Here is a 23983-nt window from a genome sequence, read left to right as displayed (position 1 = left end):
AAGCATACCGCCCATGTCAAGAAACGGTTGGATATATCAATAAAAACTATGAGCCTTTTCCAATCGCTTTCGAATTACAGTTCTAGAAATTCGATAATCTGTGCAGGATAACGCTCAAAGCCTACAAAACTGTGATCACCGCCTTGTTCTACTGTTTGCTTAGCGTCTGCAAACTTATCTACCGCTTGTCGATAGTCTAAAACCTCATCTTCTGTTTGTTGCAATAACCAAAAAGAATGTGGCGACGCGATGCTTTGTACATCAAGAGCTTTTAACTCGTCAATATGACAAGCTTCAAGTGTATAGGTTTCATGCGTATATGGGTTAGTTTGCTTACCCAAATAATCTACTAGCAACTCATAAGGCTTGACTGCGGGGTTGACCACTACCGCTTTAAACCCAAACTTGTCATTTAGCCACGTTGACATAAAACCGCCTAATGAGCTGCCCACTAGACCAATTTTATAGTCGTCTTTATATTGCTCGATAATATCCAACAACATTTTCGCCGCTTGCTGAGGATAACAAGGTAACTGGGGAACAATCACCTTAATATCAGGCCTATGTTGCTCGCAGTAGGCTCTCATCACATTCGCTTTCATGGAGAGTGGAGAGCTATTAAAGCCATGGATATAGAGAAGAAGTGAAGGTTTACTCATAGATATCTCGCACAAAAAAGCGAGCCCGAACAGAGAGCTCGGGCGCGTTAGTAGCCGTTAGAAGAGAAGTCTGGTTGGAACTGGCCATCAGGAAGCCGACCTACTTGGGTCGTAATATCGCCACAAGCGTGTAGTTGCAGCTCCCGCCAACCAGGCGAAGTGGTATCAAGGGCAAAATCATCCGAGTTAGGCTTAAACTGAACACAAGTTGAGGGTGTTGCCATCACTCGAATACCCTTGTGAAGCACATTCATATCTTGATGAACATGGCCACAGAGAATGCCTTTCACGTTATCAAAACGCTCGACAACCTGCCAAAACGCTTCGGCATCTTTTAAAGTATGTTGATCAAGCCACGCGCTTCCCACCAGTAACGGGTGATGATGCAACAAAACAAGTGTGTGTCTTTCTGGGTGTTCGGCTAGCTTTTCTTCGAGTAGCGTTAATTGCTGATCACTCAAGCGCCCATGAGGAACGCCAACCACTTGCGAGTCTAAAAGAATTAACTGCCAATGCTCGCCAAGCAATACATGCTCTGCGGCTTTGATTTGTGGCGAAGGCAAAACACTGCCCATATTAGGCTTGTAATCATGATTACCAGGTAGCCAAAAACAGTCTTTCTCTAGCGGTTCAATGCCGTTGGCAAAGCGCTGATAAGATTCTGCACTATGGTCTTGGGAAATATCCCCGGTCGCCAAGATGTAATCAAACGCCACGTTGCGGCGTAAAACATCAGCAACAACAGCATTGAAGCTATCGACTGTTTTTACGCTTAGCAAACTTCCCTCATCGGCAGCAAACAGATGAGTATCCGTAATTTGTAAAAGTTTGATGCTGTCACTAGATGATTGCAAAATGAAAACCTGATTCGTCCACTATATCGTTATTTGTTATTTTCCTTTAGTGACGTGACGATCAATTGAAGGCAAGTGGTGTTCTACTGATACCACTTCGTAAACAAAACGTCAGCCATTCACCGAGGAATGTGTTTAATTGATGCTTTTCATCTTTCTGCATCAGTTGGTCATTGGGATAATCATACTTAGCTTTTATGCGAGAGAACTCTCCGCTTGAGCATACTTCGGCTACTCTCGCATCATGATAAAGCCTGACAGACATCGTCGGTAAAGGAAACACTGGCGTTTCATCACTCTGACATATCTCAACAACTGTGGTGTATTTTGTGATTTCATTCACGGTCAATTGGTAAACCATGTTCGCCGCTTGGTAGCAACGTACATCCCCAACTTCGGCAGAAGCAGGCAATAAGGCGTTCAACTTAGCGTAGTTGGTCTCATACGTTCTCATAAGACCAGCTAAATCAACATGATATTGTTGTTTTTCAGCCAATTGTGCCATTACTCACTCTCCACCGTTTGGGATTGTCCCCATTCTGACTTTAACTCTTGATGGTGTAATTGCAGCCATTGCAACGCAATAATCGACGCACCATTTTCAAATTTCCCGTCCTTCACCCATTGATACGCCGTTTCACGACTCATGACATGAACTCGGATATCTTCATTCTCATAGTCTAAACCATGAATGCCGTGCGCTTTAGACGCATCCACTTCACCAACAAAGACGTCTAGCTTTTCCGAGCAACCACCAGCCGAAGGATAATAAGAAGTGACAGGTATAACGCGCCCCACCTGAATCCCCGCTTCTTCGACAGCCTCTCGACGAATTACGGCTTCAGCTGATTCATCGCGGTCAATCATACCGGCGACAATTTCTAGCTGCCAAGGGTGTTCATGTTCCAACGCGCCAATACGAATCTGTTCAATGATTACGACCTGGTCCGTCTTTGGATCATAAGGAAGCATCGCTGCTGCGTGACCACGCTCGAACATTTCTCGTTCGACAACTCCACTCCAACCACCAGCAAATAGCCTATGCTGAAAGCGGTATTTCACCATTTTGAAAAAACCTTCAAATAAGGTTTCTTTCGAGATGACTTTTACATCTCGCGAAGTAAAATCTTGTTGTTGTTTGTCACGCTGTTGCATTCAACACCTCTCTGAGTGAATCCTGTAGTTTACTCATTGTTATTCGCTTGCTCAAAGGACTTGGCTCAACTTTTTGTATAATAGTTACAAATTAATTTAAGTCTTCGCTAAAAATTTATTGCACAAGTGGATAATTACGTGTAAAAAAGTGCAAACTTTAGAGTAAATATCGTGCAAATTGAGTTAAACTACTGAGAATTAACCAATCTATGGACCGCGGGAATAGAAAATGAAAAAATTGCTTCCACTATTTATCAGTGCAGCGCTAGGTAGCATGAGTACGTCTGCGTTCGCAGACTCTTTGGCTGAAATCTACGACTTGGCAAAACAAAATGATCCACAATTGCTCAGTGTAGCAGCACAACGTGACCAAGCTTTCGAAGCAATCACCTCAAGCCGTAGTGCTCTATTACCACAGATCAACCTTACTGCGGGTTACAATTTAACTCGTGGTGATACTGAATACGATTCAAATCTAATTAGCGACGTATCAAACGATGGCAACGCGCTAACCGCTGGCGTTAGCTTTTCACAAGCACTTTACAACCGCGCATCTTGGATCTCTCTAGATACTGCTGAGAAAAGTGCTCGCCAAGCAGACGCAACTTACGCAGCGACGCAACAGGCACTGATTCTTCGCGTGTCACAAGCGTATTTTGAAGTTCTACGCGCACAAGATAATCTTGTTTTCGTACGTGCAGAAAAAGCCGCGGTTGGCCGTCAACTTGAGCAAACTAAACAGCGTTTTGAAGTAGGTTTGTCTGCAATCACTGACGTGCATGACGCACAAGCTCAGTACGACCAAGTGCTAGCGGACGAAGTGTTGGCAGAAAACGCGCTAACTAATAGCTACGAGTCACTGCGTGAAATTACAGGCCAAGAGCACAAAGATCTCAACATTTTGGACACTGGCCGCTTCACTGCTAGCCCATCGACCGTACCAGCTGAATCCCTCATTGATGAAGCAAAAACCAAAAACCTGACCTTGCTATCTTCACGTATTCTTCAAGACATTGCGCGTGACAATATTTCACTAGCAAGCTCTGGCCACCTACCAACGCTCTCTCTAGACGGTGGTTACAACTACGGTGATACTTCTCATAGCTCTCGTGACAACACGATAGACAACTTCAATATTGGTGTGAACCTTGCTGTACCGCTATACACAGGTGGTAACGTAACCTCTCAAACCAAACAAGCTGAATACGCGTACGTGGCAGCAAGCGAAGATCTTGAAGCACAGTACCGTAGCGTAGTCAAAGATGTTCGCGCACAAAACAACAACATTAACGCCTCTATCGGCGCATTACGTGCGTATGAGCAAGCGGTTATTTCTGCACGCTCTGCACTAGAAGCAACAGAAGCTGGCTTTGATGTAGGTACTCGTACTATCGTTGATGTACTGGACGCGACTCGTCGTCTATACGATGCGAACAAAAACCTATCGAACGCTCGTTACGACTACATTTTAAGTGTTCTTCAGCTACGCCAAGCAGTTGGTACGCTAAGCGAACAAGACATCTTGGACGTTGATGCAGGTTTGAAAGCGGCAAAATAACCGCGAACTGAATACTTCAGGTCTTAATAAATAAAAAACGCCAGTTGAGTTATCAGCTGGCGTTTTTTATTACTTGTAGTTCAGAGCTTAAAAGTGCCTCTGAACTACAAGTATCAAAAAGGCCGCACTTAGCGACCTTTATGAGCAAATAGCATTTCAATGCTAACAAACAGCAGCCTTAGCCCTTACCGCCTTTGATTGCATTAATGATTTCACTGGTCGAGCAGCCATCTTCAAAGTTCAATACACGAACTTCACCACCCGCCGCAATGACTTCTTTACCACCAGCAATCTCTTCTGGTTTGTAGTCACCACCTTTTACTAGCAAGCTTGGTAGAACTTCTGAGATCAAACGCTGCGGCGTATCTTCACTAAATGGTACAACCCAATCCACAGCGCCCAAACCTGCCAACACCGCCATGCGGCGATCGGTTGGGTTTACCGGACGACCAGGGCCTTTAAGGCGTTTTACTGACTCATCGGTATTTACCGCAACGATTAGGCGATCGCCCAGTTCAGCAGCATGGTTTAAGTAAGACACATGCCCAGCGTGCAGAATATCAAAGCAGCCATTTGTCATAACGACTTTCTCGCCACGAGCTCGTGCTTTTTTCACCGCTTCGATCAGTGCTTTTTCTGAAATCACACCGTAATCCGTGTCTTGGCTGCCATGTACCGCTTCTGCTAATTCAATCTCAGAAAGCGTTGACGTGCCTAGTTTACCAACTACAACACCTGCCGCTGCGTTTGCTAGTGCACACGCTTCTTCAAATGATTTGCCTGCGGCAACAGACGCTGCCAATACAGAGATAACCGTGTCGCCCGCACCTGTCACGTCGTACACTTCTTTCGCTTGAGTTGGAAGGTGGAACGGTTCCTGACCACGACGAATCAAGGTCATTCCGTTTTCGCTGCGTGTCACTAAAAGCGCTTCAAATTCAAACTCTTCAACCAAAGCCAGTGCTTTCTCTACTAGCTCTTGGTCAGATTTCACTTTACCTACAACGTCTTCGAACTCTTTCATGTTTGGCGTAAGAAGTGTTGCGCCACGGTAGCGTTCAAAATCCGCACCTTTCGGGTCAATGAAAACCGGAATATTTGCTGCGCGCGCTTTTTGAATGTATGCCTGAACATGCTCTAACGAGCCTTTTGCGTAGTCAGACATAATCACGGCTTTAACGTTTGGCAGTGCGACATCCATACGTGATAACACTGGCGCAGAATCTGTGTTTTCAAACTTGTCTTCGAAGTCGAGACGAATAAGCTGTTGTCCACGGCTCATTACGCGAAGCTTCGTAATCGTTGGGTAATCAGGCAGTGCAACGAAATCGCACTTCACATTGAGCGAGCTCAACGTCTCCGTCAGCACTTTTGCAGGCTCATCTTCCCCAGTAAGACCAACAATGTGAGCATGGCCACCTAGTGATGCGATGTTCATCGCAACGTTCGCAGCACCACCAGGACGCTCTTCATTGTTTTCTACTTTTACAACAGGAACCGGCGCTTCAGGAGAAATGCGCCCGGTTGGGCCATACCAGTAACGATCTAGCATGACATCACCGATGATGAGCACACCAGCGCTGTTGTAATCAGGTAGAATTGGTTTCATTGTTGGTCTCCAAAAATTAAATCGAAGTGAGTTTATCACAGCCCTTATCGAGGCTAAATATATGGTCTTAACTGAACCACTGATTCCAAGCCTGTTTTACCCACTCCCTTTCGGCAACAAACTTATCTTCCACCACATCAGCGTCTAAATTGAGTAGATTTCGGCGGTGTATTTCGTTGCGCATTGTCGTGTAGGCACGTATCAACTGCATTGCTTGGTCTTCGTCCATGACATTTTGCGCAATGAGCGTTTCAAAGATGCGCACATTATCACACCAACGCGTCAATTTCGGCTTATCGTGACTATAGTTGAGCACTAGGTACTGAGCGAGAAATTCGATATCGGTAATCCCACCCACATCTTGCTTGAGCATAAAGCGGCCTGGCTTTTTCCCCCCAAGATGACCGCGCATTTTTTCTCTCATTTCGACAACGTCTTTTTTCAGTTCAGCTTGATCGCGTGCTTTGCACAACACATCATCCCGCGTATTGTGAAATGCGTTCGCCAGTGGTTCATCACCATAAATCATGCGCGCGCGGACAAGTGCTTGATGCTCCCATGTCCACGCGTCTTGATGTTGATAGTCGTCGAACGCGTCCGTTGGGCTAACCAACAAACCCGATGCACCGGACGGACGCAATCGGGTATCGACCTCGTATAAAATACCGGAAGCGGTGCGAGTGGAGAAAATATGAATGATACGCTGTGCTAAACGAAGGTAGAACTGACGACCATCAATCTCTTTTTTGCCGTCAGTGTAGACATTGACTGGGCAGTCATGCATGAAGACAATATCCAAATCGGAGTTATAGCCGAGCTCCCACCCTCCGACTTTACCATAACCAATTACAGCAAAGCCTTTACCTTCACGATCTTTCACATGCGTTGGCTCGCCGTACTTTTCAGACACTTGCAACCAAGCCTGACTGATCACCGCATCCACGATAGCTTCCGCTAAATAAGTTAAATGGTCACTCACTTTCATCACTGGCAATGCGCCAGCAATATCTGCCGCTGCAATACGCAAAATACAAATTTGCTTAAACTGACGCAACGCTTCCATTTGCTGTTCCATATCATCTTCAGGAATACGCGCCAAATAATCACGCAGCTCTGTACGGTAACTGTCTAATGGAATGGGATTGTATAGCTGCGCAGGGTCGATCAACTCATCAAGCAAGATAGGATAACGAGACAGCTGCTCTGAAATCATTGGGCTTGCGGTACACAAACGTACGAGCTGCACCAGAGCCGCTGGATGCTCATCCAATAATTCCAAGTAAGTTGTGCGAGTGCAGATGTTGTGTAGCAAATGAAGTACACGAGATAAACCAAACTGTGCATCAGGATGGGCAAAGACCGCATGAAACACTTTCGGCATCAAACGGTTGAGCACTTCGCGTCCACGTGGGCCTAACGTTTTTTTGGCCAGATCGGTTTTAAAGTTGATGATGGTTTTCGCGCATGAAGCAAAGTCTTCAATCTGAATATCCTGCTGCAAGATATGCTCAAGAACATCTTGTTTGTCGGCCATATCCCATAGCTCATGAAAATGACGAGCAACAGTAGTCCCCTCGTCTTCTTCATCATCACCAATTAGTGATTCAAAAACTTGGTGAACATTTGCCATATGCTGCTGGGTTTGCTCAATTAATTGCTCCCAACAGCTCATTTTCATCGCAGTGGCGAGCTTTAAGCGTTCGGTTTCGCAATCAGGCAGCGTCTGGGTTTGCTTATCCGCCATTGCTTGCAACAAGTTTTCTAATTGACGCAAGTACTTGTATGCAGCTTCTAGATCGCTGACTTCTTTTGGAGTAAGCAATGCCAGTTCTTCAATGCCTTGCAGCGTTTCCAACAGCCCTCGATTACGCAAAGAAGGCTCTCGACCACCTCGAATCAATTGAAAAACTTGAGCGATAAATTCAATTTCTCGGATGCCACCCGCACCTAGCTTAATGTTGTTATTCAACCCTCGGCGGCGAACCTCGCTACTGATCATCGACTTCATTCGTCGCAAAGATTGAATCGCACTGAAATCAATATAACGACGAAAAACAAAAGGGCGCAGCATTTGGCGTAGCTCTTGATACTGCGGGTACATCTCACATCCCATCACCCGAGCTTTGATCATCGCGTAACGTTCCCAATCTCGCCCCTGCTCTTGGTAATAATCTTCAAGTGCGGCATAGCTCATTACCAAGGGGCCACTTTCTCCAAATGGGCGAAGTCGCATGTCGACGCGGTAGCAAAAACCATCGAAGGTTTGTTGGTCGAGCGCTTTGATGATGCGTTGACCAAGACGAGTAAAGAACTGGGCATTAGCAATGCTTCGGCGTGCGCCTTGGGTTTCGCCATTCTCTGGGTACGTGAAAATTAAATCAATATCGGAAGAAAAGTTTAGCTCGCCACCACCCAGTTTCCCCATACCGATAATTAACATCGGCTGCACTTCACCGTCCTCACTTGTTGGCGTGCCCCACTCCTGACAACACACTTGATATTGCCATTGATAGGTTTCAAAAATCATCGCTTCTGCCAACTCAGATAAGTGGCTTAAAGACGTCTCTAGCGACCATGCATGCGTGAAATCCTTCCACGCAATGTACACCATTTCTCGGTTGCGAAACTGACGCAACACGCGATGGCCAGACATCTCATCAGGACATTGTTCCAACAGTTCAGCAAGGCGTGAGCGGTAAGACTCCTGACGACTTGGCTGCGCTAACATACTTGGCAACTCACGGGCTAGGACTTCATCGCGATGAATGGCTTCAGTTATAAACTGGCTTAAGCCCGCCACATAACGAAATTGCTGCGCAACCTCATCGGGCCAAAGGGGAAAATAACCTGCGTCTTGGGCGTTTTGTACGGCAGATTCAGCGATAGAAATCAGTGGCGAAGGCAGCTGCATTTTTCTTCCTTGTTTGAAAAGCACGGTAACTCATTCTTTATACCAGACTGAAAGCAAATAAAAACGCCCACAAAAGGTTTGTGGGCGTTTTATCAAAAGTTCGGGATCGAATATTAAACTTGGAAAGATTTGATCTTCTTGTCTAGCTCACCTGCATTATTTTGCATCATTTCAGAGGTTTCTAGCAGCTCGGTAACAACAACAACTGAGGCTTCAACCAACTCACGTACATTGGTGAGGTTTTGGCTCATCTCTTCTGCAACACTGCTTTGCTGACCAGACGCCGTCGCGATCTGGAAGTTCATGTCATTGATTTGCGTCACTTGCCCAACAATACCATCGAGCTCAGATCCAGCATTAGAAACCAGCTCGTTTCCATCTGCCGCTTCTACAACGCTTTTTTCCATGAGTTCTACCGCAGATTCAGCACTGGTTTGCAGCTGTGCGATCATCTCTTGAATTTCTACCGTCGCTTGTTGTGTACGTTGGGCAAGGTTACGAACTTCATCTGCAACCACAGCAAAACCCCGCCCAGCCTCGCCAGCTCGCGCCGCTTCAATCGCCGCATTCAGTGCAAGCAGGTTGGTTTGTTCAGAAATGCCTTGAATCGTCCCTACAACGCTACCAATGGCTTCAACACGTTCTTCAACTTGGTTAACCGCTTGTGCCGATGAAGCGATATCCGACGAAAGTTCACTCATTTTCGCCATTGTACTTTGCAAGAACTGCTGACCAGAAATTGCTTGTGCGGAAGCTTGCTCTGTTAGAGAAGATGCCGTCTGGGCATGTTCCGCAACCGTTTGGACCGTCGACGACATTTCACTCATCGCCGTAGCAAGTTGATCAATTTCGTTAAACTCTTCTTGCGCCGATTCCTTCGTTTCCGACATGCTCAGCGTCATGACTTCGGTGAGCGTTGATAATTCATCAGACGCATTAATTTGCATTTGAATAACATCGTGCAATTGTCGACGTGTCTTTTCTAATTCACGTGCCACGTCTCCGTATTCATCTTTACAATCCATACCAAATGGAACAGAGAGGTTCTTGCTCGCCATCAGTTTGATCGCGTCGCTCAGATACTGTGTTTGACGCAACATCACTCTAGCCGCCGCTAATAAGAGCACGACAAAAACCACAATCAATAAGGCGGTTTGCCAAGCAACTTGCGTTAAATATGCTTCATAATGCTGTTGGGCAACTTGCGCGTTTTGTGTCGCCGCTAAAAGTGAGTCGTAAAAAGTGTTTGCGTCCCACAGTTGTTTTGCCACGATCAGGACAGTACTGAAGACCATCAACATGACCATTTTAGGCACCAGTCGAATGTCGGATATGACCCTTTCCCATGGCTTAAATGCCAGCTTTTCCATTGTCAGTTCTCCACCGAGTCTTATATAGTCTTTATCTATAATCTTTATATTACTTATAGTTATGTTCGCGCTTTGCGTGGTTACGCGATTTATTTTGAGCTTCGTATGAAAAACAATGATATCAAAGACAGCACACGACCGATGGGCCTGTTGTCACTAATATTGTCTTTTATGGCACTATTTGTGATCTCTGGCTTGTTGTTTTTCCCGATCGATCACGAAACCCGTCAAGTTCTTATCGGTCTGGATTTCATAATCTGTAGTATTTTTCTACTACAGCTCACCATTGATTTGATCCGGTCCACAGATCGCTGGTTATTCCTTAAACGTCATTGGATAGATTTCGTGGCGAGCATCCCATTGATAGAGCCCCTGCGCTTTGCTCGTATTTTTCATATTATGCGAGTGGTATTAGTACTGCGTTCGTCAAAGTTCATTTTGCATCAGCTCAAAGAAAACCGCCGCGAAACTACGGTCGCCTCTATACTGCTATTGATGGTTATCCTCATAACGCTCGGTTCTAGTGCAATGCTGTTTATCGAAGCGAAAAACCCAGAAGCGAATATTCGCACTGGCGCCGATGCTTTGTGGTGGGTATTTGTAACGATCTCAACGGTTGGTTACGGCGATCATTATCCTGTGACCTCCATAGGAAAGTTTTTGGCTGTCATCATCATTGTTTGCGGGGTGGGTATCTTTGGTATGATCTCGGGTCTTATCACCTCTATCCTTACTGCTCCAACGAAACAACAGACGCACAGTTCAATCAATAAAGAACGTATGCTCGAGCAGCTCCTAACCCAACAAGCGCAAATACTAGAACGACTCGATTTCATGGAAAAAGAGCTACAACAACGTAAAACAGAGACAAAAAAATAGGACCATGCGGTCCTATTTTTTTGTCGTTACCACCAGAACGATCATTCACGCCAATAAGGCTGTACTTCCACACTGATCGCTCGGGTTTGATCCATTGCATGCAAAATTGAGCGCTCTTGACGGTGCAACCAGCGTTCTAACTGCTCTTTTTCTGCGTCTTCCAGCATATCAACCAACGGGAGCAAGTGGTTCAGCATTAGCAGATCATCGATACCATGCACCAGATCCGCCCATGGTAAACGGAAGCTGTTACGCTCATCCGAGTTATACAAACTCGCGAAACCAATACCAGTATAGAGGTTACGCAATAAGCGATAACGCTGATCAACGTACTCTTGCGCCGTCAAATCGCGCTCTGCTGGGAAAGCTTCCATTAGCTCAGCCCAAGTGCGATCGAGCTGAGTAACTGAAAACGGCATGATATTACTTGCCATTTTTTCACGTGCTTTTTCATCAAGAAATGGCTGCCAACCGCGCGCTAAGATCCAGCGGCTTAGATCCAGCAGTAACCCTGTGTAACGCGCGGAATTGAGCAACCCTAGCACTTCTTCACGGCTTGGCAACTCTTGTAACTGCTGAGTCAACTCAGATACTAAGAACTTACGTGCATCCAACTTGCGCAGCACATTGCCTTTGTCATCTAAAAGCTCTTCAAGGTGTGCATGCTCATCCAACCAACTCAATTCTTCTTCCAACCATTTAAGCTCTTGGCGCAGAATCGCGCTCGCGCGACGAGGGACAATCCCGCCAAAAATGGTCAATGTTTGACGAATGAAACGAATGGCATTACTGATTTCACGCAGTGCTTCCACGCTGTCACGCTCAGCATAAATTTGCTCGTGATAATGCCAATGAGACAAAGCGTGCTCTAAAGAGTTGATCAAGCAAAATTCAACGGTATCCGTCGGACTACTGTCCACAAGTGCCAATGATTTTACTTCATCACCCGCATAACCGCTTGCAAGTCGATAACCTTTCGCCGCTTTGCTCAAGTTACCCAAGCGCATACCACCTTGCTCGCAAAAGCTGCGTGCCAGTGTGAATAAAGCTTCGGTTTGGCCAGACTTAAGTTCCAGTTCAACTTCGCAAATTGGCTCTTGCTTCTCTTCTTCGTCTTCACCTTTGGCTACAACTAAGCCTTGGTCAAAAGCAACTTCAATCTGACTGCCATCGGGCATGCCAATCAGCCATTGTTCACGTGTGAAGTTGGTCGAGAATAATGGCATAAGCTCGGATTGCAGCGTTTCTGCATCTTTACCTGGAGGCCAAATATCTAGAGGATGAAGCGACAGATTAGGCTCGTCGCTAGTGTGCTCAGCATTGTATTCTGGTCTTTGATGTAAGCCTGCGACGACGCGTCCTGCTGTCTTTACGGTTTGGACGAATACATCATCAAAACGGCGAATTCTTAAACCAATGTCGTGCTTTCGAAGCCATTTATCGGCAGTATCAAAATAGGTGTTACTCAAGTCACGACAACTATGCTGAAGTACTTTTGTCTCAGAAATTTTTTCTTTTAAAGTTTCTGAAAATTCAGGAGAAACAAAAAACTTCAGTTCTATTTCGGTTTCCATAGCTATACCTTTCAAAGCAGATAGAAACAGGATATTGCGTAATTTCTCACACGGCAAGAGAGAAATATCGCCGGAATGATGATCTAAAACAGTTTTAATGAGCGATTTAATGCGTTACCATGCGCGCCTTTATAGCCATCGTTCAACATTTCGCCAAGCACTCAGAAATGGTGTATGTTTTTTTAAGGTTATAGTTATTAGGTTGAATGACCATGCCAGTAAATACAATTATGGGGTTATTTGCAAAGTCCCCAATTAAGCCTTTGCAACGCCACGTTGTGTGTGTCAACGAATGTTGTTCACACTTGGTGAAATTCTTTGAAGTATCTTCAAAGGGTGATTGGGAAAAAGCAGCAGAAATCCGTGCACAAATTTCTCACCTAGAGAAAGAAGCGGATGTGCTGAAACGTGAAATCCGTCTAAAACTGCCTCGCGGTTTGTTCATGCCAGTCGACCGTACTGACATGCTTGAGCTTTTGACTCAACAGGACAAACTTGCAAACCTGGCAAAAGACATTGCTGGCCGTGTATATGGTCGTCAACTTGTCATCCCTGAGGCTCTCCAACCAAACTTCCTCGCTTACGTTCAACGTTGTCTTGATGCTGCCGATCAGGCGCAAAAGGTAATCAATGAACTTGATGAATTGCTAGAAACCGGCTTCAAAGGCCGTGAAGTGACGCTCGTCGCTGAAATGATTCATCAATTAGACGTTATCGAAGATGATACCGATGCCATGCAGATTGAACTTCGCCAACAGTTGATGGTGATTGAAGCTGACATGAACCCTATCGATGTCATGTTCCTATACAAGATTCTTGAATGGGTAGGTGGTATTGCCGACCAAGCGCAGCGCGTAGGTGCTCGTTTGGAAGTCATGCTATCTCGATCTTAAAACATAAAGTTAACGACATAACGAAGAGCATAATTAACACGTGTCATAGGGACGATGACTATTTTCATCGTCTTATGGTTTGGCGCGCGTAAAATTTTGTTCCGCTTGTTATAAAACAACTAGGTATTACGATGGATATCCTTGCGAACTACGGCACTGTCCTGATTATTGTTGCAGCGATTTTTGGTTTCATGATGGCGATTGGTATTGGCGCGAACGACGTTGCTAATGCGATGGGTACATCTGTAGGTTCAAAAGCGCTAACTGTAAAACAAGCTATCATCATTGCGATGATCTTCGAATTTGCAGGTGCTTACCTTGCAGGCGGTGAAGTAACCGACACTATCCGTAAAGGTGTAATCGAAACTTCTTTATTTGCTAGTCAACCAGATGTTCTTGTCTACGGCATGATGTCTGCGCTTTTAGCAGCAGGTACATGGCTGCTTCTTGCTTCTTACATGGGCTGGCCAGTATCAACGACTCACTCAATCATCGGTGCAATCATTGGTTTTGCATGCGTATCAGTAGGTACTGAAGCGGTTGACTGGGGCAGCGTTCAAGGCATTGTTGGTAGCTGGATTATTACGCCAGTGATTTCAGGTTTCTTTGCTTACGTTATCTTTGTCAGCGCACAGCGCCTGATTTTTGATACTGAGAACCCTCTGTTTAACGCGAAACGTTTTGTACCTGTTTACATGTTCATCACAACAATGGTGATTGCACTTGTAACCATCAAAAAAGGTCTAAAACACGTTGGTCTTCACCTGACCAATGGTGAAGCCTGGATGTGGGCAGCAGCAGTTTCAGCACTTGTGATGATTGGCGGCTACGTATACATCCAGAAAAAATTCGCTAATCGCGAAGAAGACCGCAGCTTTTCTGGCGTGGAAGGTATCTTCAGCGTTCTGATGGTTATCACCGCTTGTGCGATGGCATTTGCACACGGTTCAAACGACGTTGCAAACGCCATTGGTCCACTGTCTGCTGTCGTATCGACTGTTGAACACATGGGCGAAATCAGCACGAAAAGCACCATCGCTTGGTGGATTCTACCTCTTGGCGGTATTGGTATCGTGGTCGGTCTTGCAACACTGGGTCACAAAGTAATGGCAACCGTTGGTACTGGCATCACTGAGCTAACGCCTAGCCGCGGTTTTGCAGCACAGCTAGCAACAGCATGTACGGTAGTTCTAGCGTCTGGTACAGGCCTGCCAATTTCAACCACTCAAACATTGGTTGGTGCGGTTCTCGGTGTTGGCTTTGCTCGTGGTATCGCAGCACTGAACCTAGGCGTAGTTCGTAACATCGTGGCATCATGGATCGTTACACTACCAGCGGGTGCGTTATTGGCCGTAGTATTCTTCTACGGACTTCAAGCGATGTTCGCTTAAGACACTCGTCAATAGAATGTAAGCGCTTTGTCATTATTGACTCAAACGCACAGAAAGGGAGGCTTTGCCTCCCTTCTTTGTTGCACCGAGGTTTGAAACTGCATACTATTCGTCTATTTCCGGCTCCAATCATTCGGTGCCAACGCTGTCTCCAAGAAAAATCGTTAAGGGATTTACTGTGAAAAAACTAATCATCACGGTTTTGTTTACTTTGCTAGCAGCGCCAGCGGCCCTAGCAGCAGACCGTTATATTTCTGATGACCTCTTCACTTTTATGCACTCAGGTCCAAATAACACCTACCGTATTATTGGTAGTGTTAACGCCGGTTCTAAAGTACAACTGATTAAAACCAACCGAGATACTGGCTATACGCAAGTTCGTGATGACCGTGGTCGCACTGGTTGGGTACAAAGCAAGTTTGTGACAAACCAAGAGAGCATGGCAATTCGCCTTCCTCGCATTGAGAAAGAGCTAGCCGAAGTAAAAGAGCAGCTTGCTAATGCTCGTCAAACTTCTGATGCAGAGAAAGCCGGTCTTGTTACCTCTCTCGAAACACGTAACCAACAAATTTCAGATCTAGAAAATAAATACTCTGAGATCAGCGATCAGCTTACTTCTGTTGAAACAGAAAACCGCGAGCTACGCGCAAAACTGGATACACAAAAAGATGACATGCTGCTTAAGTACTTCACTTATGGCGGCGGTGTTGCAGGTTTAGGTTTACTATTTGGTTTGATTCTTCCGCATGTCATGCCTCGTAGAAAGCGCTCTCCTGCGGGTTGGGCATAAACCCTTACGCTTTTATCTTTAAAAAGAACGCAAAAGCCAGTCGATATTGACTGGCTTTTTAATTTGCTTCGTTTGATAGAAGTGAGTACTACTCCCCCATTGAACTAGAGGCTCGACGACGATCCGTTGCGCCATAAAGCTTGCCATCTTTTAGCTCAATTGCATTCAAACCGCTTACCACTGGAATAACGTGCACTGGGTAGCCAAGCTCCATAAACTCAGGCACCAACATTTCTGCGAACGTTTTCTTTTCCACCAGCAAACCAGTCGGGTCATAAGACTTGGTGCGGTCTATCTTAGTGCCATACTGGATGTTTGGTAAGTCAATAGCCTCTTGCGCTGATAAATTCCAATCCAGCACCCCAACCACGGTTTTGAGTACATACCCCGGGATTTGTGAACTACCTGGTGACCCAACCACCAAACGCAAGTTATCATCACTGTCCATCACCATTAATGGCGTAATAGCCGAACGTGGACGCTTGCCCGCTTCAATTGAGTTTTGCGTAGGCTTGCCGTTAACCGTTGGCTGAGGTGAGAAGTTAGCCATCTGCGCGTTCAAGATAACGCCATCGACCATCACACCCGAGCCCATACCCGTTCCTACCGTACTAGTCATCGCTATTGCATTTCCATCTCTATCTACGATAGAAATATGCCCTGTATCTTTGCTCTCGAAGCCTTGATATTGCGCATACTGAGTTTGCGTTATCTGTCCTGCTTTTGGATCCTCTTCTGAAGTGCCATTATCGGGGATTAAATCACGTCTCTGATCTAGATAGGCTTTAGACAACAACTGTTCAACTGGCGCTTCCACATAATCCGGATCTCCGGCATACGCAATACGATCGGCTTTTGCAATTCGCATCGCTTCAGTCATGAGACGCCAAGGTTCCACATCCGTTTTCGCCATATGGGCAATGTCATAGGGTGCAAGCAGTTCAAGACTCTGAGCGACCATCACACCACCCGAAGCTGGGTAACCAAAAGAGACGATTTTATTCCCACGGTAGTCGCTCTCAATGATGTCACGCTGCTTCACTTGGTAATGTTTAAAATCTTCTAAAGACAACTTCTCGTGTTGGTCATCAATACGACTATTAACCGTCTCTACGATGTGCTGACCAAGCTCACCACCATAAAGGTAACTATCGCCTTGTTGCGCGATCTTCCTCAGCGTCTCAGCCATCTTAGGGTTCTTCATCAAGGTTCCCGTCGGCTTAATATCATCCCCTTGCCAATACAAGGCTTTCACTTCCGGATCTTGCTCAAGTCGGCTTTGCTCTCTTACTACGATGTCGTAGGTGTAGCTGTTCATCGCGTACCCATTGCTCGCCAATGTAATCGCCGGCTTAATCAGCTCTGCCCATGGCAACTTGCCGTATTGTTCATGAGTGGTGTAAAGCAACCGCAACGTGCCCGGAACCGCAACAGAACGAGGGCCTAATATTTCGTTGCGACTGAGTACTTCCCCATTCTCAACAAACATTTCAGGGTTCGCGCTAGAGGGCGCTTCATCTCGACCATCAAGGGCCAGAAATTTTTTCTCGTCATGTTGATAAAACAGCGCGAAAGTCCCGCCGCCAATTCCGGTCATATCTGGCTCAACGACAGACATCACCATCTGCATCGCGACCATAGCATCAACAGCGTTACCGCCTTCTTTCAATATTGAGTAACCGGTACTGCTCACGTAAGGATTCGTCGCACTGACCATGAAATCTTGCCCGCGACTATCTGGTGTAACTGGGAATGGGTCTGGCTTTGCTGCATAGCTTGTCGATGCAACAATACTTAAAGAAAAAATCAGAATACGCATGTGTCTCTGTTTAGACTCCTATTATGTGATGGGGTCTAACGTGGACCAAGTCATTACTCCGAAGTTCGTGAAGATGGTGTCTTTTTACACAACGCTGACTGGAATCGCGCTATCAATAGATGAATGATATTGGTGCTATTTAAACGACTGAGAAAAGCTATATTTTGCTTGTTTGAGTATCTAAAAATCATCACCAGAATAGATGCAAAAGATGCTCTGCAAAATAAAAAGCCAGCGATATGATTTCGCTGGCTTGATGTGTTTCTACAAGAGTTACCCTTTCCACTCATACAACGCTGGTATACGAATTTGCTCACCTTGGAACTCAACAATCACCGCTTGCGGTTGTATTTCTCTTAGAGTGACCTGATCATCAACGACATCCCCTTGATGATACTCAACATTGTTAATTTTCACCCAACGGCGATTTTCATCACTAGCGTACATATGGGTTTGCAAATTAAGCGCAGGTAGACGCCCTTGCCACTGGTGAGCGTTGCGCTCTAAATCGTTCACGCGTGCCGTTTGTGATGACGAATTGTCATCATCTCGGGATAAGGCATTTTCGACCTTCCTAGCTAAATCAGGAGATAATGAGGATAAATCCAGATCATCCAAAGACAACCCGAGGTCCTCTTCAGCAGCAGAAGTCGTTTGGGTTGATGCTGAGTTGCGTGTTTCATCTCTGCTTGGTGTATGGCTCGTGTATTCATCGGGGGTGGTAAATGTACCAAAATCACGCGATAGCTCTGCACTTGGCCACTCTCTTGGCAATTGGGCCAACTGGGTGTTCTCTGGATAGTCTAATACTTTGAAAGGTGATACCACTTCGACCTTTTCTATCAGGGACGTTGTATCTACTTCAACACTCGGTGCAAAGAGATCTAAGTACCAAGCGACTCCAATAGCAGAAGCAGTGATTGGCAGCAAGAACAGACCTATATGTTTCACAGCTGACATTATGCGTCCTCCTTCTCGATTCTCGCCAGTTGAGGCGCATCTGGCTGAACATTTTGCTGAAGTCGGTCTAGCGTTCGCTTACCTGCAATACCATCGACACCAATTCCTTGCCAACGTTGAAATAACTCGACTCGCTCTTTCATCGCACCATCAAAAATAGACGTTTCAAGCAGTGGCTCACTCACCGCTTCTGCTAATAATCGGTCTAATACTTCAATCGCAGGGCCTTCCATGTCTAACCGTAATGTTTCATTCAGCGGAGCATGCCGCAGTTCGATAATATTGCCCTGCCACAACGGCTTTAGCCACGAAACTGGCAGACGCAGACGCTGCTTGCCATTGAGCACTTCAGCTTGGTCATTACCGACGGCATATAGAATGACATACCCAACATCACCTTGATAATTCAACTCCAAGATCACAGGGCGATTTTGTTGCATCAACAGCGGCCAAGTCGCCATTTTACGCTCACAACGCATAGTCGACTGCGGTTCTGACAAACAAAGATTATCGCGAACCGATGCTTGATACCCCCACAAACGATACAAATCATTTACAGCAAGGTTCGACTGTTTTTGTGTTAACAATAAATCACGCTGCTCATCCGTTAACTGTTGGCTTACGACGGTTGGTGTTGGCTCTACTCTTGGCTCCTTCACTTGTGTCAACACTGACGTCGCTTGAGCTGGCATATAATTCACGACCGCCCACCCCGTACTTAATGCAGCAATAAGGCCTACCGTGACAGAGCCCCAAGCAGGCCAACGGAAAGTCCGGCGCTCTTTTTTATCTTGCTGATAAATATCTGCCTGAAACTGCATCACCTCTTCACAGGCCTGCTGAACGGTTTGCTTATCCACAACCACATTACCCTGGTGATAACTAATGTTGAGGGATTTGTCACAGATAAGGTTGATGAGCCGCGGTATACCGTGACTGTATTTGGCTATAAGTTTACAAGAAGCACGATTAAACAGTTGCTGGTCGCCACCTGCTGTATGTAGTCGAAATGCGATGTAATCTTCTGTCTCTTTTTCATCCAACGGCAACAGGTGATAACGCCCGGTAATACGCTGGGCAAGTTGGCGTAGTTGTGTTGTTTGTAATAACCGCTGCAATTCAGGCTGCCCGACCAACAACACTTTGAGCAATTTTCTGGTATCGGTTTCCAAGTTGGTCAACAATCGCAACTGCTCTAGAACGTCGGCAGCAAGGTGTTGAGCCTCATCAATGACCAGCAATGTCTGCCAGCCTGAACGATAATTACGCAGCAAATATTGATGGATAACCTGGTTTAGCTGTTTGAGGTTTGCATCTGGCGGATAGGTGATTTTGAACTCATCACAAATGGCTTCGAGCAAGTCTCTACTCGAAAACGTGGGATTGAGAATAAGACCCGCTTTGGTGTTATCACCCAAATTCGCCAGCATCGCTTTTGCGACGGTCGTTTTGCCTGTACCTACTTCGCCAGTAAGCATAGCAAAGCCACCGCCATCGCCTAGCCCAGCTTGGAGATGTGTGATTGCCTCTTTGTGACGTTGGCTTAAATACAAATAACGTGAGTTTGGAACAATCGAAAATGGTTGTTCGACAAACCCAAAAAAGTCCTTATACATTAGGCTCTCCAGCTAAAAAACCACCTGGGAATAGTCAGACATGGTATAAACGCTCTTCTTCTATTCTTAGGAGTAAAGAAAAGTACCATTGCTTGCTACAATGTCCAACGGCATATCCATAAATTAAGAGGTAATTCGTGCAAGTTTATTTAGTAGGTGGCGCAGTTCGAGATAAATTGCTCGGAATTGATAGTTATGACAACGACTGGGTGGTCGTAGGCGCGACGCCCGAGATGATGCTGTCCCAAGGATACACCGCCGTTGGTAAAGACTTTCCTGTATTTCTGCATCCCAAAAGTAAAGAAGAATATGCCCTTGCACGAACAGAGAGAAAGTCAGGTTCTGGTTACACTGGTTTTGAATGTTTCTTCGATCAAAACGTCACCTTAGAAGAAGATTTGATACGTCGTGATTTAACCATTAACGCGATGGCAATGGAGAGTGATGGCACGATCCATGACCCATATGGTGGCCAGCAAGATCTCAACGATAAACTGCTACGCCATGTATCAGACGCCTTTATTGAAGACCCTCTACGCGTTTTACGTGTCGCTCGCTTCGCAGCGAAGCTTGCTGATCTAAACTTTACGGTTGCCGACGAAACCATGCGGTTAATGCGTCACATGGCAGAGTCCGGAGAGCTGAGCACACTGACTCCCGAGCGTGTTTGGCAAGAATGGCATAAATCTCTCTCTACTCCTCGCCCTGATATTTTCTTATCGGTTCTACGAGACTGTGGTGCATTAACCGTGGTGTTACCTGAAATTGATGCACTATTTGGCGTACCTCAACCTGAGAAGTGGCATCCAGAAATCGATACTGGCATCCATACTTTGATGGTGGCAGAGCAAGCCGCAAAATTGAGTAACTCACTCCCCGTCAGGTTTGCCGCCCAAGTGCATGACTTGGGTAAGGGCGTGACGCCAGAGAGCGAATGGCCAAGCCACAAAATGCATTGCCATACAGGATTAAAACTGATCAAAAAGCTGTGCGAACGTGTCCGGGTACCAAATGAGTTTCGTGATTTAGCCTTGATGGTGTGCGAACAGCACTCCAATATTCATCGCGCGGCTGAACTTAAACCACAAACCATAATTAAAATACTCAATAAGCTTGATGGGTGGCGTAAGTCCAAACGTCTGCAAGATATCTTGCTTTGCTGCCAAGCGGATCACGCTGGTCGTAAAGGACTGGAAACGCAACCATATCCACAGGCGGATATTTTTAGGCAAGCCTACCAAGCAGCAGCGGCAGTTGACGTTCAAACCATAATCAAAGAGGGCTTTAAAGGCCCTGCGATTCGTGACGAGCAAGAAAAACGACGTATTGAAGCAGTGAAAGCAGTACTTAAGAAGTAACGAACAAACAAAAACGCCCGCGGATTTCGCGGGCGTTTTTCGTTAGCATCAATTATGCACTTAATAGAAAAGCGAACAAACCGACGCCCAAAATGAGACGGTAAATCACAAACGGTGTCATGCCCATGCGTGAAATCATCTTCAAGAAGAAGTGGATACAGATGTACGCACTGATAAACGATGTGATAATGCCAGTAAGTAAGAAACCAACATGGACAGGTTCACCACTGGTCACTAACTTCATGCCTAAGTAGCTACCAGCTAATGTAATGATTGGGATCGACATTAAAAACGAAAATCGGGCAGCCGCTTCTCGAGTAAAGCCAAGGTAAAGCGCTGCTGTGATGGTCGCCCCTGAACGTGAAGTTCCAGGAATCATCGCTAAGGCTTGAGCAATACCGATAAATACAGCTTTCTTCCAACCCGTTTGGTATTCATCGGCAACGAGTTTAGCGTTTTTGTCTACCCACCATAGCAACAAGCCAAATACGATCGTGGTAGTCGCGATGACGTAAGCGCTACGTAGATACACTTCAATGATGTCTTTCATCAATAGACCGAACACACAAGCTGGAATCGTCGCAATCACGATCATCCAAGCCAATTTAGCTTCTTTACTGCGATCTCCTTTAAAGATCGAAGCAAATAACGCTTGAAACAAAGTGATTACTTCATGACGAAAATAGATCACGACAGCCATTAATGTACCGACGTGAACAGCAACATCAAAGGCCAGACCTTGGTCTTCCCATCCTAAAATAGCGGAAGGCAGGATCAAATGGGCAGAGCTTGAGATAGGCAAAAACTCTGTCAGCCCCTGAATCAGAGCCAAAATAAAGGCTTCAAAATAACTCATGTAAACAACTCAAATTAAAAATGAAAGGAAACGGGTTTGAGCGAATCGACTGGCTGCATAGCATGCCAAATGTCTGCGACTGTGCGTCCATCGCCTGGGATCACTAATTGCGGTTCGAGATCATACAACGGCTTTGTGACAAAAGGATATTTGTAGATATCACTGCGAGGTAGCTCAGGTTTTTTCTTGGAGACGCGCTCACCGAACAACACTATATCGAGATCCAGTGTTCGATCCTGATACTTTTGCGCGTTTTCTTCGCGTCCCCATTTAAATTCAATCTCGCGTAGTTGATGGCTCAACTCTTCTAATGACAACTCGGTACGCATTGCAACGACAAAGTTGTAGAAATTCTTACTGCTAAAACCAATAGGTTCGCATTCATATATCGGTGATACGAGGAGATTTTCTCCAAGCCGTTGCAGCTCCTGATACGCAGCAAGCACATGTTGCTCTCTTTCTACGTTCGTCCCAACACCGATATAGGTGGTGATCATGCTCGGCCTCGCTCAATCACCACACCAACAGCACGTGCTTGCGGCACGGCGCCAGGCTTCGCTAGGCGGATTTTCACCCAAGGCACAGAGAAACGCTGCATGATAAGCTCTGCTACTTCTTCAGCCACGCGCTCGACCAGTAAGAAACGACCATTTTCAATGTGGTTAAGTACCGCCTCACTCACCTGCGAATAATCCAGTGCATCTTGCACATCATCACTTTTGCCCGCAGGTTTATTATCGTGTGCCATTTCAATATCTAGAACCAACTTTTGTTTGATTTGTTGTTCCCAGTCGTACACGCCAATGGTGGTGATTACTTCTAACTGTTCAATAAAAACTTTATCCAGAGCCATCTTATGTCCTTCTATTACAGAGGTCGGATACCCGTGAGGGGTAATTTGATCGTAGTATTCTATACCTAAGTAACATTTACTTTGGTCATCACAATGTTACTTAGGTATAAACTGCGAAAGCATCTTTATATACAAGAAATCACATAATGCAAGCTCTATCACAGTGAGGATTTCTGCATTATGTAAATTCGGGGTATGATAGCAACTACGCGGGAACCGAGCATTAAATTCCAATCCATCAAGGACTTCTATGGACGCACTGGCACTGATAATGACAATGGCCGCCTATTTATTAGGTTCGGTTTCCAGTGCGGTTTTGATCTGTCGACTCTTAAAACTGCCAGACCCACGCAGTGTGGGATCTAACAATCCTGGAGCAACGAACGTATTGCGTATTGGCGGACGAGGAGCCGCTGTTTCAGTCTTGTTGTGCGATATGCTCAAAGGCACTATCCCCGTGTGGGGCGGATACTTTCTTGGTATCGACCCTATCATTCTTGGCGTCATCGCCATTGCTGCCTGTCTTGGCCACATGTACCCCATCTTTTTCCACTTTAAAGGCGGAAAAGGTGTCGCAACCGCGCTTGGCGCTATCGCTCCGATTGGTTTGGACTTAACTGGATTGGTAATGTTAACTTGGCTGTCAGTAGCCGCGCTATTCCGCTATTCATCCTTAGCGGCTCTCGTCACGGTTTTGGTCACTCCGTTTTATACTTGGATGTTTAAACCGCAATACACGTTACCTGTTGCTATGCTGTGCTGCTTAATCGTATTTAAGCATCATCAAAATATTCGTCGGCTTTTGTCTGGCGACGAGCCAAAAATCGGCGAGAAAAAACTGACACAAAAAAACTCGGCTTAATGCCGAGTTTTTCGTT

At 45.8% G+C, this 23983-nt stretch carries 21 protein-coding genes; 7 read left to right on the top strand and 14 right to left on the bottom strand.

What is annotated here, in order from left to right; translation table 11 throughout:
* Positions 1 to 74 precede the first annotated feature (74 nt).
* The 4 genes from yqiA to nudF form a co-directional block, all read right to left on the bottom strand.
* Positions 75 to 659 carry an esterase YqiA gene (gene yqiA, locus R7190_RS11670; protein ID WP_017820245.1) on the bottom strand — a complete coding sequence of 195 codons (585 nt, stop codon included), beginning with the start codon at positions 657 to 659 and terminating at the stop codon, positions 75 to 77.
* A gap of 47 nt (positions 660 to 706) precedes the next feature.
* Positions 707 to 1513, bottom strand: a complete 807-nt coding sequence (cpdA, locus tag R7190_RS11665) for a 3',5'-cyclic-AMP phosphodiesterase (RefSeq protein ID WP_005387419.1) — start codon at positions 1511 to 1513, stop codon at positions 707 to 709.
* A 61-nt stretch (positions 1514 to 1574) separates the two neighbouring features.
* Positions 1575 to 2018 (bottom strand): DUF1249 family protein, encoded by a 444-nt coding sequence (locus R7190_RS11660; protein WP_017633603.1) that lies wholly within the window; start codon positions 2016 to 2018, stop codon positions 1575 to 1577.
* Positions 2018 to 2668, bottom strand: coding sequence for an ADP-ribose diphosphatase (gene nudF, locus R7190_RS11655; RefSeq protein WP_025768397.1), 651 nt, complete (start codon positions 2666 to 2668; stop codon positions 2018 to 2020). The genes R7190_RS11660 and nudF overlap by 1 nt, the downstream gene beginning before the upstream one ends.
* A gap of 229 nt (positions 2669 to 2897) precedes the next feature.
* Between nudF and tolC the strand changes: the two genes are divergently transcribed.
* The gene (tolC, locus tag R7190_RS11650) at positions 2898 to 4226 is read left to right on the top strand and encodes an outer membrane channel protein TolC (RefSeq protein WP_186584470.1); all 1329 of its coding nucleotides are present in this window, start codon (positions 2898 to 2900) and stop codon (positions 4224 to 4226) included.
* A gap of 178 nt (positions 4227 to 4404) precedes the next feature.
* Here tolC and hldE read toward each other — a convergent pair whose 3' ends face one another.
* From hldE to R7190_RS11635, 3 genes are all read right to left on the bottom strand, one after another.
* Complete coding sequence (hldE, locus tag R7190_RS11645) at positions 4405 to 5835, bottom strand: bifunctional D-glycero-beta-D-manno-heptose-7-phosphate kinase/D-glycero-beta-D-manno-heptose 1-phosphate adenylyltransferase HldE (protein ID WP_005379886.1); 1431 nt, start codon at positions 5833 to 5835, stop codon at positions 4405 to 4407.
* Positions 5836 to 5902: 67 nt separating this feature from the next.
* Positions 5903 to 8746 (bottom strand): bifunctional [glutamate--ammonia ligase]-adenylyl-L-tyrosine phosphorylase/[glutamate--ammonia-ligase] adenylyltransferase, encoded by a 2844-nt coding sequence (gene glnE / locus R7190_RS11640; RefSeq protein ID WP_132936751.1) that lies wholly within the window; start codon positions 8744 to 8746, stop codon positions 5903 to 5905.
* Between the two features lie 113 nt (positions 8747 to 8859).
* On the bottom strand, positions 8860 to 10116 hold the full coding sequence (locus R7190_RS11635) for a methyl-accepting chemotaxis protein (protein WP_005379890.1): 1257 nt from the start codon (positions 10114 to 10116) through the stop codon (positions 8860 to 8862).
* A gap of 105 nt (positions 10117 to 10221) precedes the next feature.
* Here R7190_RS11635 and R7190_RS11630 point away from each other — a divergent pair, with 105 nt between their 5' ends.
* Positions 10222 to 10995 (top strand): potassium channel family protein, encoded by a 774-nt coding sequence (locus R7190_RS11630; RefSeq protein WP_025768395.1) that lies wholly within the window; start codon positions 10222 to 10224, stop codon positions 10993 to 10995.
* 41 nt (positions 10996 to 11036) lie between these two features.
* Here the strand turns inward: R7190_RS11630 and R7190_RS11625 are convergent, their stop codons facing one another.
* Positions 11037 to 12569: an inorganic triphosphatase gene (locus R7190_RS11625; RefSeq protein WP_053306869.1), complete on the bottom strand. Its 1533-nt coding sequence runs from the start codon at positions 12567 to 12569 to the stop codon at positions 11037 to 11039.
* Between the two features lie 212 nt (positions 12570 to 12781).
* On the opposite strand from R7190_RS11625, the gene R7190_RS11620 reads away from it, so the two are divergent.
* The 3 genes from R7190_RS11620 (at position 12782) to R7190_RS11610 (ending at position 15643) form a co-directional block, all read left to right on the top strand.
* A complete protein-coding gene (locus tag R7190_RS11620) occupies positions 12782 to 13462 on the top strand; it encodes a TIGR00153 family protein (protein ID WP_005379896.1) in 681 nt (226 codons plus the stop codon).
* A 131-nt stretch (positions 13463 to 13593) separates the two neighbouring features.
* On the top strand, positions 13594 to 14853 hold the full coding sequence (locus R7190_RS11615) for an inorganic phosphate transporter (RefSeq protein ID WP_005379898.1): 1260 nt from the start codon (positions 13594 to 13596) through the stop codon (positions 14851 to 14853).
* Between the two features lie 178 nt (positions 14854 to 15031).
* Positions 15032 to 15643, top strand: coding sequence for a TIGR04211 family SH3 domain-containing protein (locus R7190_RS11610; protein WP_005379900.1), 612 nt, complete (start codon positions 15032 to 15034; stop codon positions 15641 to 15643).
* An 88-nt stretch (positions 15644 to 15731) separates the two neighbouring features.
* On the opposite strand, the gene ggt is transcribed toward R7190_RS11610, so the two are convergent.
* The 3 genes from ggt to R7190_RS11595 form a co-directional block, all read right to left on the bottom strand.
* Entirely contained in the window at positions 15732 to 17462 is a 1731-nt protein-coding gene (ggt, locus tag R7190_RS11605) for a gamma-glutamyltransferase (RefSeq protein WP_033906083.1), read from the bottom strand.
* A 273-nt stretch (positions 17463 to 17735) separates the two neighbouring features.
* A complete protein-coding gene (locus R7190_RS11600; RefSeq protein ID WP_053306868.1) occupies positions 17736 to 18422 on the bottom strand; it encodes a general secretion pathway protein GspB in 687 nt (228 codons plus the stop codon).
* Positions 18422 to 20038 (bottom strand): ExeA family protein, encoded by a 1617-nt coding sequence (locus tag R7190_RS11595; protein ID WP_053306867.1) that lies wholly within the window; start codon positions 20036 to 20038, stop codon positions 18422 to 18424. Before R7190_RS11595 ends, R7190_RS11600 begins: the two co-directional genes overlap by 1 nt.
* Before the next feature lie 137 nt (positions 20039 to 20175).
* Here R7190_RS11595 and R7190_RS11590 point away from each other — a divergent pair, with 137 nt between their 5' ends.
* On the top strand, positions 20176 to 21396 hold the full coding sequence (locus R7190_RS11590; RefSeq protein ID WP_186584471.1) for a multifunctional CCA addition/repair protein: 1221 nt from the start codon (positions 20176 to 20178) through the stop codon (positions 21394 to 21396).
* Positions 21397 to 21448: 52 nt separating this feature from the next.
* On the opposite strand, the gene R7190_RS11585 is transcribed toward R7190_RS11590, so the two are convergent.
* Genes R7190_RS11585 through folB form a run of 3 tightly spaced genes read right to left on the bottom strand, consistent with a single transcriptional unit; the run spans position 21449 to position 23105 of the window.
* On the bottom strand, positions 21449 to 22252 hold the full coding sequence (locus R7190_RS11585; protein ID WP_017636143.1) for an undecaprenyl-diphosphate phosphatase: 804 nt from the start codon (positions 22250 to 22252) through the stop codon (positions 21449 to 21451).
* A gap of 14 nt (positions 22253 to 22266) precedes the next feature.
* Positions 22267 to 22749: a 2-amino-4-hydroxy-6-hydroxymethyldihydropteridine diphosphokinase gene (gene folK, locus R7190_RS11580; RefSeq protein ID WP_005387457.1), complete on the bottom strand. Its 483-nt coding sequence runs from the start codon at positions 22747 to 22749 to the stop codon at positions 22267 to 22269.
* A complete protein-coding gene (gene folB / locus R7190_RS11575) occupies positions 22746 to 23105 on the bottom strand; it encodes a bifunctional dihydroneopterin aldolase/7,8-dihydroneopterin epimerase (protein WP_005387458.1) in 360 nt (119 codons plus the stop codon). Before folB ends, folK begins: the two co-directional genes overlap by 4 nt.
* Before the next feature lie 250 nt (positions 23106 to 23355).
* On the opposite strand from folB, the gene plsY reads away from it, so the two are divergent.
* The gene (gene plsY, locus R7190_RS11570; protein WP_005379857.1) at positions 23356 to 23967 is read left to right on the top strand and encodes a glycerol-3-phosphate 1-O-acyltransferase PlsY; all 612 of its coding nucleotides are present in this window, start codon (positions 23356 to 23358) and stop codon (positions 23965 to 23967) included.
* The last annotated feature ends 16 nt before the right edge of the window (positions 23968 to 23983 follow it).

This window comes from Vibrio sp. 1078-1 (assembly GCF_033340475.1).
This window is presented reverse-complemented; position numbering and strand designations above follow the sequence as displayed.